This is a genomic window from Flavobacterium sp., assembly GCF_046293665.1.
Classification (GTDB): domain Bacteria; phylum Bacteroidota; class Bacteroidia; order Flavobacteriales; family Flavobacteriaceae; genus Flavobacterium.
Genome location: NZ_JBKBOL010000012.1, coordinates 48,963 through 64,273, shown reverse-complemented (window position 1 = coordinate 64,273; position 15,311 = coordinate 48,963). Strand labels below are relative to the sequence as shown.

Below are 15,311 nucleotides of genomic sequence, written 5' to 3'. Positions count from 1 at the left end.
GAGGTTGAGGTTGAGGGAATGCAAAAAAGATACTCTTTTGTGAAGAGTTTGATGTGTAAAGATTAGCACACGGATAGCATAGATTTGACTGATTTTCACCGATTGACGGTTGTGAGAAGGATTGGAGAAAAATTTGTCGGTTGTGTTTATGGTTTTGGGTTGTACTTATTATAGGATTGCTATGTTTTTTACTTGTGGTAGTTGCGATATTTATAATTAATAGTAAATACAAAACTCCTTTTTGCCACAAAGGTTCGGGGTTCGTGAAACATGGTATAAACCTAAGACAGGCAGTTGATGCAAATGGCTGTTAGCAGTCTCTTTTTATAAGATCAAATAAACTATTGAACTCTAAAATACTAGGTTCGTTGGTTGTTTTTATGAAAAGATTATCATTTTGAAGTTCAATCTCAATATTTTTTAAGTGCGAAAATCGTTCTAAAATGGTGAGAACTGATAGAATATTTTTGCTTTGAACTATTGAAAAAACTTCAAAATTACTGAGTTTAAAATCGTCATCGTTTCTAAAGAAATCAAATATTTTTTCGTGAGTTTCTTTTTCTCTTAAAAAATAATGCCCAAAAGTATTATGGATTTTAAGCCAAAACATAATTTGATTACCTGTAAAACTTATTGTCCCTTTTCCACGACTGTGAATATGAACCTCAGGGAATATAATAATATCATTTTCATTGATTTTAAACGCACTGCTATAACTCCAGTCATCATATTTTGATAATATTTGAGTAAGTTCTAAAACTTCGACCTGTTTGTTTGAAAGTTTTATAGATTTAAATTCTTCAGTTTTTAAAATATTTGCAATATCTTCAATAACTCTTTCACTGCCATCAAAATATTTTTCAATTTCTTCTTTAGATTTAATTCTAGATAAATTATCATTCTCAATCCAAGCTCCTTTTTCAGCTTGTTCCAGTGTCATTTTTACACCAGTTTCAGGATCATAAATCATATCGTCGTTCAATCTAGATTTTAAATTTTCTTGATACACTTTATAATCCCTATCAGATTTTCCAAAAAACGATTTATTTATTATAACAATAATAATTCCGGTGATTGCTAAATAAAATACGATTTCTCCAAAAGACATAATTAAGATGGTTTGGTTCTGAAAATGATTGCTGAACATGTCGCAGATTACTAAAGTTACGACGATTTATTACTGATGATTCTAAATATAAAAACTCTTTTTTGCCACAAAGGTTCGTGGTTGGAAGAACGTGTTATAAACCTAAGACTGGCAGTTGATTCAGACTGCTGTTAGCCGCTGTTTTTTAACTCCAAGCACAAAGATAACAATGGAACTTCCATTTGTCATTCTCCTTTTTGTAAATAGCTGAAAATCCTCCAAACATTAGTCTTTCAACTTTAACGTAGACTGTTTTTTTGTCTTTTGAAAAAACTGGTAAGCCTATTGAAGAATAAAGGTCATTTCCAAATTCTTTTTTATAAATTTCATAAAAATCTTTTTTTGGATTATACTCTATCTCTCTAAATATTTCTTGAATGACGTTTGCCGAGATAACTTTTTTAGATTTTATGAATTTACCTTTAAATTTAAAATCCTTTCTGTTTTGAATTTGTTGCTGTATGAATTTTAAATCTTCTTTTGTAAAAATAGTGTCTATTTTTTTTGCGTTTGTTAACTCACATTCCTCAAAATGAATTTCGGAATCTTTATCAATAATATATTTATATGGATTGTTTTTTATTCCAGTGTTTGCCCAGTCTTTATCTTGTTCATTTAGTACAAAATTCACAACTTCATAAATATCTTTATCAGTTACAACTAAACTTTTATTCAGTTCATTTTTGTCAGCTGAATTTCCACAACCTATTAAAATCAAAAAAGTGAACTTTAAAATATATTTCATGAAATGCAGAATTTAAAATGGCTTATAACTTTCTAATAAGTATAATAAAATATTATTAAGCCAATATACCAAAAACATTTTAAACCCATGCCATGTCATTCTATTGCATCAACCAACAAAAATATTTTTTGATTAAATACTAAATTCACTATGGTTTTCCAACACCATTTTTTTGTGTATAATCAGAACTAAAAACTTCAGCAGTTTAACAATTCTATACACATTCTCATGAGCCAGTCAAAACACTCATAAAAATCTACTGCGTCGTATTAACGTCGTATTAACGTCATACCAACGTCGTATCAGCCTTATACTTGTGGTACCCTAACAAAGTACAAAAAGTTATTATAGACTTAAATTTTAGTACATATATGATTAGAAAAGAAGGAAAAGAGAATAGGGATAAGTTCATCTGTTTAAAACAAGTAATTTATCTTCGGTTTCTTTTTCTATTTTCTAATTTCTATTTTCTTTTTCACCTGCTTACTCCGCTATATCCTGCTGCAATAACAATGTTGCGCAAAGGTTAGCCAATAAAAAACGCTCTTCAGGGTTGGTAACCGCAAGATAAACCAGTCCGTTATCCATGAGCGAAACAGCAGCAACGGTTTGGTTGGCCGGGTTGCTTACCTCAAAGCCTACAGCACCCATCCAAATGGGTTTTGGACCTTTGCTGGTTTGCAACTCGGTAATAGGTTTTAAGGTGTAGTATCGGGTTTGGTCATAGCCAAAGTAGCCTACATATTCTTTAGCATTTCTTTGTGAGGCACTATTGTCAAGTACCAATTCCCAAGGTTTGTTGTCTTGGTTTACAAATACTTGGGCATAAAACATATACGATTGGTCAATGCCTTTTCCGGTAATATCTTTAATAATATTGACAATGCTGTTAGGGTTGTTGCCAACTAAAAGGCGTTCTGAAGCAAAGTCGGTAGCAGCATAAACATCAGTATAGTTTTGCAAGCCATCTTGCATTTGAAACCCAAAAGTTTGGTAGCGGTTGCTGTTTTCAACAGTAAGAACCTCGGGATAAAGAAAATCAACTACAGGTGAAACAGATACAGGTACACGAGTATTACCGCCTTTGGTCCAAGAGCGTTTTACTTTAGAAGTTTTATACTCGCCAAAACTAAGCTTTTGATTGATTAGAATGCCTTGCCTGCCTTTCACTTTATATTCGGTTAGGGTATTGATGTCGGTATTGCTAATAGCGGGTTTGAAAGGAGTGCAGCTCATAACGATGACGCATAGCGCTGCTAATGAAAGATAGTTTTTCATGTGATTGTGATTTTTGATTGTTGATGATTTTCGGGATTAGTAGAAGAAGAAACAGAAATGTTACAGTAGAGATAGGAGAAAACAGAAGCAAGAAGTTAGATGACTGGAGTGAAATTATAACTATATGGTTTCGGTTTTATACTAAAGACCCTAGCATCTCAGCGCCTTAGAACCCAAACTCCTCATTCTTTCACCACTTTTGTTTTAACTTCCACCACCTTAACGGCATGTTCGTCGGGAGGAACATTGCCATCTGTTTCTTCAGCGTAGATGTGGGTGAATTCGGCTCCGAAGAAGACAATCATAGACGAGTAGGAAGCCCAAAGCAAGATTAAGATAATAGAACCGGCAGCACCATAACCGGAGCCGGGATTGGCTTGACCAAAGTATAAACCCAAACCAAACTTGCCTATTTCAAACAAAAGAGCCGTAACGAATGAGCCTACCCAAACGTGTCTCCATTTTATTTTGGCATCGGGAAAGTATTTGAACATTATGGCAAACAGTAAAGCCAATATGCCTAAAGAGACTAAGAAATTAAAGAACTGAAGTACTACCAAAAATAGGGTAGAGAAGTAATAGGTTATCAAGTTACTCAAAGCAGCTAGCGCCGCAGAGATCACTAATGATAGTATAAGGATAAAAGCCATGGCAATGATTACTCCGAAGGAAAATAATCTAGTTTTAAGAAAGCTCAGTATCCCCGATTTAGAAACATCGGCTTGAACGTTCCAAATGTTGTTTAGTGATTTTTGAAACTCTACAAAAACACCGGTAGCACCTACCAGTATAGTTGTGATTCCAATGATAGTTGCCCAAACCGAGTTTCTTGATTGGGTGGCTTTGGCAATAATATCTTGAATTTGCAGGGCAGTTTCAGCACCCATTACAGCTGTGAATTGTCCTGTGATTTGTCCGTTAACAGCTTCTTGTCCAAAAAAATAGCCTGCCAAGGTAATGATGACAACCAATAATCCGGGTAAGGCAAAAATAGCATAATAGGCTATGACGGCGCTTTCTTTAAACGGATCTCTGTCCCACCATTTTTTAGCGGTAGATTTTAATATAGCAAAGAAATTTTTAAAACGAGTGGTCATCTCTTTGTTATAGTTTTTGCTGCTTTTTTTTGTTGAATAGGCTTTTAAACAGATGGCTCGCTATGGCTGAAACGCCTAAAGTATATTTGGAAACCACATTGGTCACAGCAAATTGCACTGCGGTTCCTATTGCATTTCTAACAGGGCTGCTTGAGTTGCCTGTTATAAGTTTTTTGCCCATAATACCGGAACTTAGCCCAATAGCACTGCTCAACATATTGTCTTTGATGTCGGGTGTGGTGGTGATATTGCGAAAAACACTTTTAAGGATGTTGACAGGTTTGAAACTATCATACGTAAGTTGAAATTGTTCTTTAAGCAGTCTCAAGTCGTTTTCATTTTGCTGTTGAACGACAAGGATTAGTTGGTTTAATTCTTCGGTTGCATTGTTGGTTTTCATGGCATTTTTTCTTTCATCATTTTTTTAACAATCGAATTGCTGATAGGATGTTTAATCCATTGGTGTCTAAAGATGTGCAGTAATAAGGCAATAAAGGCATAGAACCCGCCAATGATTAAAAATCCGTAGAATACTTCGCCAAGGAGTTTGCCTACCCAGATGGATATCCCGATATTAATAATTACGACCGACAATACAACTGTCATAATAACAGCAAGACGAGCCAAAAGTGAAGAGACAACATCTGCCGACTTGTCTATGGCATTAAGCTTAAACAATTCGATGGTAGATTTGCTATAATCTTTTGCGCGCTCAAAAAGTGTTTCTATGGGAGTTGCATTGTCAATCATAATTGGCTTGTTTATGATTTATGATCGGATTGCGTTAGCGGCATCTTTTTTAATTTCTTCATATTTTTCTTTTCCATTTTCAGCAAATTCCTGTGCGTCATGTTTGACACTTTGAAATTTTTCTGCTACAGAATCAGCAAATTCTTTGTATTTTGATTTTACGCCATCGGCTAAATCATGACCTTTATCCGCAATTTGTTTACGGGTTACTGAACCTTTTTCTGGTGCAAACAATACTCCTAATATAGCACCTACGGCAAGACCTGCCACTGCTCCTAATACTACTTTTCCTGTACTCATAATTTTTTTATTTAAATGGTTATTAATTTATAATGCATTGTTTAACAAAGTTAAGTCTATTTCGAGCTTTGACTGTTGCAAAACTTTCGGATAATCTTTTAAGATTCACATGTTTGAGGCATTGTTTTCGGATTGAATAGCTAGTCAATTATAAGTTTTACAAGGAATTAAGCTAATCTTAATAAAACAAGAAAGGGTAAAAGCATTTGTAGCTGTTATATACATGAACTTTAAATAGCAATACAATGAAATTAGTTATGTTACTCCTGCTTTTTACCCTTCCAATACAATGGGAACCTAGCTTTGAGAATGCCAAAAAAACAGCCAAAGAAAAGTACCAATTAATTCTGTTAAACTTTTCGGGGTCTGACTGGTGTGGCCCTTGTATTATGCTGCGCAAGGAGTATTTGGAAAGTGAAACATTTACCCAAATGGCAAAGGATAACTTAGTCTTGGTTAATGCTGATTTTCCCAGGAAGAAAAAGAACAGCTTAAACCCTAAAATAATCAAAAGTAATGAAGCCTTAGCCGAGTTGTATAATAAAGAAGGCAATTTTCCTTTTACCTTATTACTTAACGCCGAGGGTAAAGTACTCAAAACTTGGCGAGGCAAACCTGATGTTTCTCCTGAGGAATGGACTACCCAAATCAAAGCCATTTGTGAGGCCAACAAATAATGTAAGCTGATGAAGAAGTACAGTGAGTCAGTTAAACTGATGGGCAACAATTTTGCTATTACGGTAGTGGCAGCTAACACCCGTGTTGCCAAAGCCAATATTGATCTGGCGATAACCGAAATGAAAAGAATAGAGCAAGTATTTACCACTTATAAACCTGATAGTCAAACTAATCTTATTAATGACAATGCAGGGATTAAACCGGTTGTTGTTGATAATGAAGTCTTTGCTTTAATTGAAAGAAGTGTCGGAATATCTAAAATTACTCAAGGGGCATTTGATATTTCATATGGTAGCATTGATAAAAGCTTGTGGAATTTTGATAAGGAAATGACACAATTGCCTAGTTTGGAAGAAGCCAAAAAGATAGTACATCTTATTGATTACCGAAATATAGTCCTCAACAAAGAAGCCGGAACTGTTTTTTTAAAAGAAAAGGGAATGCGCATTGGTTTTGGTGGAATAGGTAAAGGTTATGCCGCCGAAATGGCAAAGAAAGTTTTACTCCAGAACGGAATAAAAAGTGGTATTATTAATGCCAGTGGCGACTTAACCGCATGGGGCTCACAACCCGACGGAAAGCCATGGACGATAGGAATAGCCAATCCTGATTTTCCGCAAGAAGCTTTTTCTTATTTGGAAATATCTAATAAAGCAGTGGCGACCTCCGGGAATTATGAAAAGTATGTGATGATAGGTGGAAAGAAATATTCACACACTATTGATCCGAAAACAGGCCTGCCAATTACAGGAATTAAAAGCGTAACAATTATTAGTGACAATGCAGAGTTTGCCGATGCTATGGCGACTCCTATATCGGTTATGGGTATCAATGCCGGTTTGTTTCTCATTAATCAAATACCCGATTTGCATTGCATTATCATTGACGATAACAATAAATTATACACCTCTAAAAATATTAATTTACAATGAAAAAAGTAACCTTAAAAAGCCAGCTGATGTTATGCAGTATGGCTGTTGTCGGTTTTTTAACTGCTTCCTGCGAATCGGTTAAAGAATACCAAAAAGTAAAAATAAACGATGCCGAAATGGTTTTGTCAAACCGAAAAATAGAGAAGACGGAACTAAGTTTTCAATCCTACCGCGAAGGCGCTTCCGGAGCTAATGCAGGAAAAAGCGGTGGCGGCTGCGGTTGTAATTAATCTCAAAAAAACAATGAAAAGAATATTTATTACAGGTTTTGCTTTGCTGAGTCTTTTTCGTTTATCGGCACAAAATACCCCAACGGATTCTACCGGATACAAGAGCACTAAACTCAAAATAGAAGAAATCAATTTAGTATCAAGCTATTATAAACAAGATGGGAATAACTCTTCGGTGACTGGAGGTATTGGTACCGAGAAGTTGACCGATATTGCCAATACGGTTGATGTTAAACTATTCAAATATGGCAAGAACGGTTTGAAACATACTTTTGATGTGGAGGTAGGTGTAGACCATTATACTTCGGCTTCCTCTGATATGATTGACCTGCAGGCTAATTCTTCGGCTTCCTCGGGTGATATACGATTTTATCCTTCGGTTACTTATACGAGAGAGAATGAAGCGAAAGGGACTACTTTGAGCATGGGATTGTCATCTTCTACTGAATATGACTATCAATCCTTCGGAGGGAATGTGAGCTTTTCGAAAAAGACTAAAGATAGAAACGGTGAGTTTACCGCTAAGTTTCAAACTTTTTTAGATCAGGTTAAATTGATTCTGCCAATTGAGTTGAGAACGGCCGGTAGTGGTGGCAATGCTTCGAGGAACACTTTTGCGGGTTCGTTGGGCTATTCTCAAATAGTGAATCGGAATTTCCAGCTTGCTTTTTTAGCCGATATTATTAGTCAAAGTGGTTATTTGAGTTTGCCGTTTCACCGTGTGTATTTTAATGATGGTAGTGTACATCAGGAGAAGTTGCCCGATACTCGATTGAAAATACCTTTGGCGGTTAGGGCAAGTTATTTTGCAGGCGATAATGTAATCATCAGGGCCTATTATCGTTATTATACTGATGACTGGAACTTAACGGCACACACGGCTGAACTTGAAGTACCGGTAAAAATAACACCATTTTTATCATTGAGTCCGTTTTACCGTTATTATTCGCAAAGTGCTATTAAGTATTTTAAGGGTTACCAAGAGCATACTGATACCGAAGAATTTTATACGAGTAATTATGACTTGTCTAAATTCAATAGTAACTTTATAGGAATGGGATTGAAGTTTACGCCGCCAAGAGGTGTCTTTGGTTTAAAGCATTTTAATACCATTGAATTGAGATACGGTCACTATACTAGAACGACTCCTTTGACTTCGGATATTTTTAGTGTTAATATTAAATATAAGTAGGTTGAGGTTGAGGGAGATTTTACACAGATTACCATCAATTCAAAAATTATAGTCATAAAAAAAGCCAATCGGTAAAGATTGGCTTTTAATGTACAGGTAAATTATATCTTAGATAACTTTTACATCGACTGCAGTTGGTCCTTTTTGTCCGTTTTCAACGGAATAAGACACTTGATCGTTCTCACGCACTTGACCTGTTAAGCCTGTTGCATGAACAAACACATCTTGACCACCACCATTAGGAGTGATGAATCCGAAGCCTTTAGCTTCATTGAAAAATTTAATAGTTCCTTCGTTCATAATAAAAAATGTATTAATAAAGGCGTAAAGATAGTCTATATTATTGATTTTTCAACATTTACATAAAATAATTAAAATATTTTTAAACTTTTGAACTTTTGATTGTGTTTTTTTAATATTCTCAGTTGGTTTTTTGTTAAATATAACAGGTGGATTTCATCAATTTAAATCACTAATGAGATTTTTAAGTTTGGTTTTTTTAGATTGTATTTCGGGCTGTTGTTTTTCTATTTTTTATTCATTTGGCCCAAGAAAAACTTAATGACTTCTAAATTCATGTTTGCGGTAGTCCAGTGTCCAACATTTTCAAATGTTTTAAAAGTTGCCTTGATGTTTGACTTCAAATAATTTTTTTGACATTCCAAATACCTTTTTTGCACAGTTGCTCCGATGTTGTCATTGATGATTTTTCGTTCTTTTTTACTGTAAGCATCGTCAAACTGAACAGCATCGTTGTCATCTAACTCGCCCATATAGATAAACTGAGGAATTGATTTATAATTTTGAAAATCAAATTTTTGATGGAACAATTTTTCAAAATCGTTAGTTCCAATTGGATAGTTTAGTTTTACACCGTTGAATTCATTTTGTGGAAACATCAATTCTCCGTTAAATCCACCTATAGCTAATGCTTGTATTTTGTTAGGGTGTAAAAATGAAAACCGATTTGTGAAAGTGGCAGAGGCTGAAAAACCACTCATAAAAATTTTATCTTCTACTTCAATTTTCAATGTTTTTAAAACACTTTTGGAATCGTTTATCATTGCTAACAACTGCAAGTCAAGACGTTTGAGTTCTGCAGATTTCTCTAACATTACATCTCTGTCCAAAGCGTGCGTATAAGTTAACGGTTTTGATTTTGGTCGTGGAAAAATAGGAACAAGCAAAGGTATTTTTAATTCGGTGGAAATATTATTTCCTACAGAACTAACCGATGCTAAGCTTATAGCATGCCTTCTATGAATTTCTGTACTATCGGATAATTTACCTGTATTATTTGGTTCTACAAGTAAGAATGTTTTTTTGTTTAGATGGGTTCCTTTTGGAATGAACAAAATGTAATCATTCAAAAATCCTTTCGCAGGATTTTTTTCAATAACAATTAAACTGTCTTTCTGAAATGCTTCTTTCTGTGAATTTTGAGCCAATGCTATGACACAAGTTAATGAAAGCAACAGAATTGCGGTTGTACGTCTCATATAAATTGTATTTCTCTTTTTGTCGTCTTTAGCCAAAAGTTGTTACACGGCTAGTTTTGTTATTTTCGGTACTGTTTTGAGGATTTGTTCAGTTTCCAAGATTTTTTGATGATAAAAAGATAAAATTACTTTTTCATATCCGCTATAAAACTAATGAGCAGAAAAGTGCAGGAACTTTATGGTGCCTTGACATGTTCTTCAATAATGCTAAAAAGTCGCTCTTTGTTTAATGGTTTGGTAATGTAGCTTGTAAACCCGGCTGAAAAAATACGCTCTTCATCTTCCTTAGATGCATAGGCTGTTTGCGCAATTATTGGTAAATTAGGGCGAAAAGAGCGAATAATTTCTAAAGCTTGAAAACCATTCATCAATGGCATTTTAATATCCATAAGAACAATATTAATGGATGGGTTTTCTGTGCAAGCGGTTACCGCTTCTTGACCATTTACCGCTCTGATAATTTTAAAATCATAGGATTTCATTATTTTTTGTAATAACAGAAAATTGATGTTGTCATCTTCGGCTATCAGTACAGTTGCAGTGCTACCGCTTTGTGTTCCTTTTATCTCAGTAACTGGTTCTGTAGGTAAAACTGGTAGTATGTCATATTCTAACGGAATGGTAAAGGTGAATTCTGAGCCTTTGTTAGGTTCAGAAGTAAGACTGATAGTGCCTTTAAGAATTTCGACATAGGCTTTGGTTATGGCGAGTCCTAATCCTAATCCGCCTTCTCTGATGGCTAAATCAGAATCGACTCTTTTGAAACGGTCAAATATGTATTTTTGGTTCTCTTGAGTAATACCTTGTCCGGAATCTTTAACACTAAAGGTAATATGTTGGTTGTTTTCGTCTATTTCATAACCAAAACTCACATAACCGATTTCTGTATATTTGATTCCATTGGTAATTAAATTAGTTAAGATTTGCTTGAGTTTGGTTTCATCAATAATAATGTTACCTTTCGGTAGTGTCTTAGTTTGCTGTTTGCGAAGTATTACATTTTTACTTTTAGGAATGGTAATTTCTATAGCTTCGTACAATTCGTGTACACAAGTTTCCAAATTGACGCTAGTAAAATTAGGGGTAATTTGATTAGAATCGATTTTTGACATTTCGATTAAATCATCAATGATGGAAACTAAGCTTTTACCGCTTTTGTCAATTATTTTTAGGTATTCTTGTCTTTCTTTATCATCAATGGTTGTGGTTAACAATAAGTCGGTAAAACCATTGATGGCATTCATAGGCGTTCTAATCTCGTGTGATAAATTGGCCAAAAAAGATGATTTGAGGTGGTCGCTTTCTTCAGCTTTGATCTTGGCATCGATTAACTCTTTTTTTTGTTCATTGTTTTCATCAAAAAGATTGCCTATATAACGAAACTCTCCGGTAGTGTTTTTGAGTTCACGAATTGATTCCTTGCTTCCGGTTTCGAGCACATTTCTAATTAAATGTAAAGGATAATACACCCAATTTCGGGTTAGGAAAAGACTAAGCAGCAAGTTGATAAAAAAGGTTAAAATAATGAGGTATAAAATAGTAGTTGTATTTTCAAAATAGACTTCAAAATTACGTTCAAAAGCAAAACCTGCTATGGTTTTATTTTCATGATCTTTGAGTGGTATTTCAGTGGTGATTTTATTTTTATTGTGAGGCAATAACTGAAACTTATTTTGGAAGGTAATGTTTGACCCGGTTAGTTTCTCCAACTTTTGAATGTAGTTTTCATCTATTAGTCGCACCACAAAAAAGTACCCGGATGAAGGTGTTTTATCTTTGAGTAAATCAAATGATGGATGTACTGAAGCGCCAAAAACTTCGGCAGGACCATTAGGGGTTTTCAGGTAAAACCGACTAAGCCCTTTTTTTTCTAATATCGTCATGGCTTGTGGCGGAATGTTGATATCGAATTTTATTTTAGGAGTTACAGTATGAGTGATAAATTGCTTTTTAGCATCATAGACAACCATATAGTCTGCCTGATAAATACTGAGTTCTTTAGCAATAATTTGATTATACCAAACAGTGTCTTTTTTTTGAATAAAGGACAAAAACTCATCCCAATTGGTGTCATTATTAATGTAAACGGTTATGGGTTTGGTATTCAATTCAAGAAGTTGGGAAATTTGACTTTGATATTGTTTTGTTGAATCTGTATGTACTTCTTTTTCTACCTGAAGTGTATAATAATACAATGAAAAGTAAAGTATAATAAAGATAACGCTTGAAGAAAATATCAGCAGTACTATCTTGGGGTATGTTTTTTTAACTACCATGAGGATTTTTGATTATGGGGGGCGCTAAAGTATAAAAAAATATATAATTGACTAGTTTTGAGCTTGTAATAAATTAATATTTTGACTTTTGTGTAAACTATTGAAATCTCTCAACTCGCTTTCTTATTGATGTGGTGTCGTTTTAATTCAATACTAAGATAATTGTATTAATTATAAAAAAAGCAGTAAACTACTATTTTTTTATAATCGAATTTTGTTAAAAAAACAGAAAACCTCAAAAGTAATTACAACTATTGAGGTTTTCAATCCAAACTAAAACCAATTTATATTTAAGTTAAAAGAGAAGAGGGAAAAGGGATAAGTATTTTTGTTTTTAGCAAGGGTAAAACTTATCGCTTATGCCTAATCTTTTATCATTCATTCCACTAACTCACTCTGATTCCTAAACACCAACTGTCCGTCAAAACTATCCAACAGTATGATGCTATCCGTAGTGACTTTACCGGCTAATATTTCCTTAGACAATTGGTTCAAAACTTCGCGTTGAATGACACGTTTTACCGGTCTTGCTCCAAATTGCGGATCGTATCCTTTTTCGGCTAAATAAGCAATCGCTTCCGGTGTCGCATCCATGGTGATGTTTTGATGGGCGAGCATTTTGGTCACGCTTTGCAATTGTAGTCCAACAATTTGCTTAATATTCGCAGCCGTTAATGGTGTAAACATTACAATTTCGTCAATACGATTGATGAACTCAGGACGAACCGTTTGTTTTAGCAAACCGAGTACTTCCGCCTTGGCAGCTTCGGTTGCGGCTTCTCCCGAAGCGTCGGGACCGCCTTTTAAGTTTTCAAACTTCTCCTGTATAATAGCGCTTCCCATATTAGAAGTCATAATGATAATCGTATTTTTGAAATCGGCCAAACGTCCTTTGTTATCGGTCAATCTACCTTCGTCTAATACTTGTAGTAAGATATTGAACGTATCAGGATGTGCTTTTTCAATTTCGTCTAATAAAATAACAGAATAGGGTTTTCTTCTAACAGCTTCGGTCAATTGTCCGCCTTCATCATAACCTACGTAGCCCGGAGGCGCACCAACCAATCGGCTCACACTGTGGCGCTCTTGGTATTCACTCATATCAATACGCGTCATGGCATTTTCATCATCGAATAAATATTCAGCTAAGGCTTTCGCTAACTCTGTTTTACCAACACCGGTTGTTCCCAAGAATAGAAAGGTACCGATGGGTTTCTTCATGTCTTGCAACCCGGCACGGCTTCTGCGTACGGCATCGCTTATCGCTTCAATAGCTTCTTCCTGACCAACAACTCTGTGGTGCAATTCATCTTCTAAACGTAAGAGTTTTTCTCTTTCGCCTTGGAGCATTTTGGTTACGGGAACGCCTGTCCATTTGGCAACAACTTCAGCTATGTCTTCACGAGTCACTTCTTCTTTAATTAAGGAAGTTCCGGCTTGGTTTTCGGCCAATTGTGTTTGTAAAGTGTCTAATCTTTCTTGGGCATCTTTTATTTTTCCGTAACGGATTTCGGCTACTTTACCGTAATCTCCATCGCGTTCAGCACGTTCGGCATCGAGCTTAAAGTCTTCAATTTCTTGTTTGACCGCTTGGATGTTATCGACTACATCTTTCTCTGATTTCCATTGGGTAAAGATTTCGTTACGTTCTTCTTTTAGATTTGCCAAGTCTAAACCAAGACCTTTCAATTTGGTTTCATCGTTTTCGCGTTTAATAGCTTCAATCTCGATTTCCAACTGCATGATCTTTCTATCTAAGACATCAAGTTCTTCGGGTTTAGAATTGATTTCCATGCGCAATTTCGATGCTGCTTCGTCCATTAAGTCAATGGCTTTGTCCGGCAAGAAACGATTGGTAATGTAGCGTTGCGATAATTCTACCGCAGCTATAATAGCATCGTCTTTGATACGCACCTTGTGATGGGTTTCGTATTTCTCTTTGATGCCTCGCAGAATGGAAATTGCGCTTTCAGTATCCGGTTCATCAACCAGTACTTTTTGAAAACGGCGTTCTAAAGCTTTATCTTTCTCGAAGTATTTTTGGTACTCATCCAAAGTCGTAGCACCGATAGCTCTAAGTTCACCACGCGCCAAAGCCGGTTTTAAAATATTAGCGGCATCCATAGCGCCTTCGCCACCGCCGGCACCAACTAACGTGTGGATTTCGTCAATGAATAAGACGATATCACCTTCGGCAGAAGTTACTTCTTTTACGACTGATTTCAATCGCTCTTCAAATTCGCCCTTGTATTTAGCACCGGCAATCAGCGCACCCATATCAAGCGAATAAACGATTTTGTCTTTTAGGTTTTCGGGTACGTCGCCGTCAACGATTCGGTGTGCTAAGCCTTCGGCAATGGCGGTTTTACCAACACCGGGTTCTCCAACCAACATCGGATTGTTTTTAGTACGACGCGTTAAGATTTGTAACACACGTCGAATCTCTTCATCACGACCAATTACCGGGTCAAGTTTGCCGTTTCGAGCTAATTCGTTAAGGTTTTTGGCGTATTTGTTTAGCGCATTATAGGTTTCTTCGGCAGAAGTTGAGGTTACTCTTTCGCCTTTACGGATTTCGGCAATGGCGGCTTCTAATCCTTTTTCGGTCACGCCTTGGTCTTTTAAGATTTGAGCGACTTTGCTTTTCGATTTGAAGATGGCCAACAACAAATGCTCGATAGATACATATTCATCGTTCATTTTTTTGGCGATGATATTCGCTTCATTTAAAGCCGTATTGGCTTCACGAGACAGCATAATATCGCCACCCGAAACTTTCGGGAAGCTTTGTAAAGTGCTGTCAAGTATCTTCTTAAATAAATCAACATTGACGTTGAGTTTCTTTAAGATAAAAGGTGTCACGTTCTCATCAACTTCGAGGATTCCTTTGACAAGGTGCTCGTTTTCAATTTGTTGGTGACCGAAGCTTTGGGCGATTTGTTGCGCTTGTTGAATTGCTTCTTGTGATTTGATGGTTAAGTTGTTTATGTTCATTGTGTTTGTATTATTCCGTTGCGCTACATATCATTTCGGCTGCGCTATGGGTGTTGTTTGTTATTTTTTTAATTTGAATGTTGTGTAAAAGTTAAAACAAATTTTATAGAAATATATTTTATTTAACTTTGGAAAGAAGTCGACAATATGTATTCCAAAATGTTTAATAAGACAAAATGACTGCTTTAGTTGT

Annotated in this window: 15 protein-coding genes; 4 read left to right on the top strand and 11 right to left on the bottom strand. The window is 35.5% G+C overall.

The window, feature by feature from the left end:
- Positions 1-310 precede the first annotated feature (310 nt).
- From ACK4R1_RS14085 to ACK4R1_RS14055, 7 genes are all read right to left on the bottom strand, one after another.
- On the bottom strand, positions 311-1,108 hold the full coding sequence (locus ACK4R1_RS14085) for a hypothetical protein (RefSeq protein ID WP_409688389.1): 798 nt from the start codon (positions 1,106-1,108) through the stop codon (positions 311-313).
- Between the two features lie 184 nt (positions 1,109-1,292).
- Positions 1,293-1,892, bottom strand: a complete 600-nt coding sequence (locus ACK4R1_RS14080) for a hypothetical protein (RefSeq protein ID WP_409688386.1) — start codon at positions 1,890-1,892, stop codon at positions 1,293-1,295.
- Between the two features lie 483 nt (positions 1,893-2,375).
- Positions 2,376-3,170: a hypothetical protein gene (locus tag ACK4R1_RS14075; RefSeq protein WP_409688383.1), complete on the bottom strand. Its 795-nt coding sequence runs from the start codon at positions 3,168-3,170 to the stop codon at positions 2,376-2,378.
- A 182-nt stretch (positions 3,171-3,352) separates the two neighbouring features.
- Positions 3,353-4,267 carry a YihY/virulence factor BrkB family protein gene (locus ACK4R1_RS14070; protein ID WP_409688381.1) on the bottom strand — a complete coding sequence of 305 codons (915 nt, stop codon included), beginning with the start codon at positions 4,265-4,267 and terminating at the stop codon, positions 3,353-3,355.
- A gap of 7 nt (positions 4,268-4,274) precedes the next feature.
- The gene (locus tag ACK4R1_RS14065) at positions 4,275-4,667 is read right to left on the bottom strand and encodes a hypothetical protein (protein WP_409688378.1); all 393 of its coding nucleotides are present in this window, start codon (positions 4,665-4,667) and stop codon (positions 4,275-4,277) included.
- Positions 4,664-5,017 carry a hypothetical protein gene (locus ACK4R1_RS14060; RefSeq protein WP_409688376.1) on the bottom strand — a complete coding sequence of 118 codons (354 nt, stop codon included), beginning with the start codon at positions 5,015-5,017 and terminating at the stop codon, positions 4,664-4,666. The genes ACK4R1_RS14065 and ACK4R1_RS14060 overlap by 4 nt, the downstream gene beginning before the upstream one ends.
- Before the next feature lie 18 nt (positions 5,018-5,035).
- Positions 5,036-5,317, bottom strand: coding sequence for a YtxH domain-containing protein (locus tag ACK4R1_RS14055; protein ID WP_409688373.1), 282 nt, complete (start codon positions 5,315-5,317; stop codon positions 5,036-5,038).
- A gap of 245 nt (positions 5,318-5,562) precedes the next feature.
- Between ACK4R1_RS14055 and ACK4R1_RS14050 the strand changes: the two genes are divergently transcribed.
- From ACK4R1_RS14050 to ACK4R1_RS14035, 4 genes are read left to right on the top strand one after another with little or no spacing between them, the layout of a single operon-like run.
- Complete coding sequence (locus tag ACK4R1_RS14050; protein ID WP_409688370.1) at positions 5,563-5,994, top strand: thioredoxin family protein; 432 nt, start codon at positions 5,563-5,565, stop codon at positions 5,992-5,994.
- A 9-nt stretch (positions 5,995-6,003) separates the two neighbouring features.
- A complete protein-coding gene (locus ACK4R1_RS14045; protein WP_409688367.1) occupies positions 6,004-6,927 on the top strand; it encodes an FAD:protein FMN transferase in 924 nt (307 codons plus the stop codon).
- 26 nt (positions 6,928-6,953) lie between these two features.
- Positions 6,954-7,157 (top strand): DUF4266 domain-containing protein, encoded by a 204-nt coding sequence (locus tag ACK4R1_RS14040; RefSeq protein WP_409688545.1) that lies wholly within the window; start codon positions 6,954-6,956, stop codon positions 7,155-7,157.
- A gap of 13 nt (positions 7,158-7,170) precedes the next feature.
- Positions 7,171-8,349 (top strand): DUF3570 domain-containing protein, encoded by a 1,179-nt coding sequence (locus tag ACK4R1_RS14035; RefSeq protein WP_409688364.1) that lies wholly within the window; start codon positions 7,171-7,173, stop codon positions 8,347-8,349.
- 108 nt (positions 8,350-8,457) lie between these two features.
- On the opposite strand, the gene ACK4R1_RS14030 is transcribed toward ACK4R1_RS14035, so the two are convergent.
- The 4 genes from ACK4R1_RS14030 to clpB form a co-directional block, all read right to left on the bottom strand.
- Positions 8,458-8,649: a cold-shock protein gene (locus ACK4R1_RS14030; protein ID WP_409688361.1), complete on the bottom strand. Its 192-nt coding sequence runs from the start codon at positions 8,647-8,649 to the stop codon at positions 8,458-8,460.
- A 227-nt stretch (positions 8,650-8,876) separates the two neighbouring features.
- Positions 8,877-9,848, bottom strand: coding sequence for a hypothetical protein (locus ACK4R1_RS14025; protein WP_409688358.1), 972 nt, complete (start codon positions 9,846-9,848; stop codon positions 8,877-8,879).
- Between the two features lie 176 nt (positions 9,849-10,024).
- Positions 10,025-11,956: an ATP-binding protein gene (locus ACK4R1_RS14020; protein ID WP_409688355.1), complete on the bottom strand. Its 1,932-nt coding sequence runs from the start codon at positions 11,954-11,956 to the stop codon at positions 10,025-10,027.
- A 546-nt stretch (positions 11,957-12,502) separates the two neighbouring features.
- Entirely contained in the window at positions 12,503-15,118 is a 2,616-nt protein-coding gene (gene clpB / locus ACK4R1_RS14015) for an ATP-dependent chaperone ClpB (RefSeq protein WP_409688352.1), read from the bottom strand.
- Positions 15,119-15,311 lie beyond the last annotated feature (193 nt).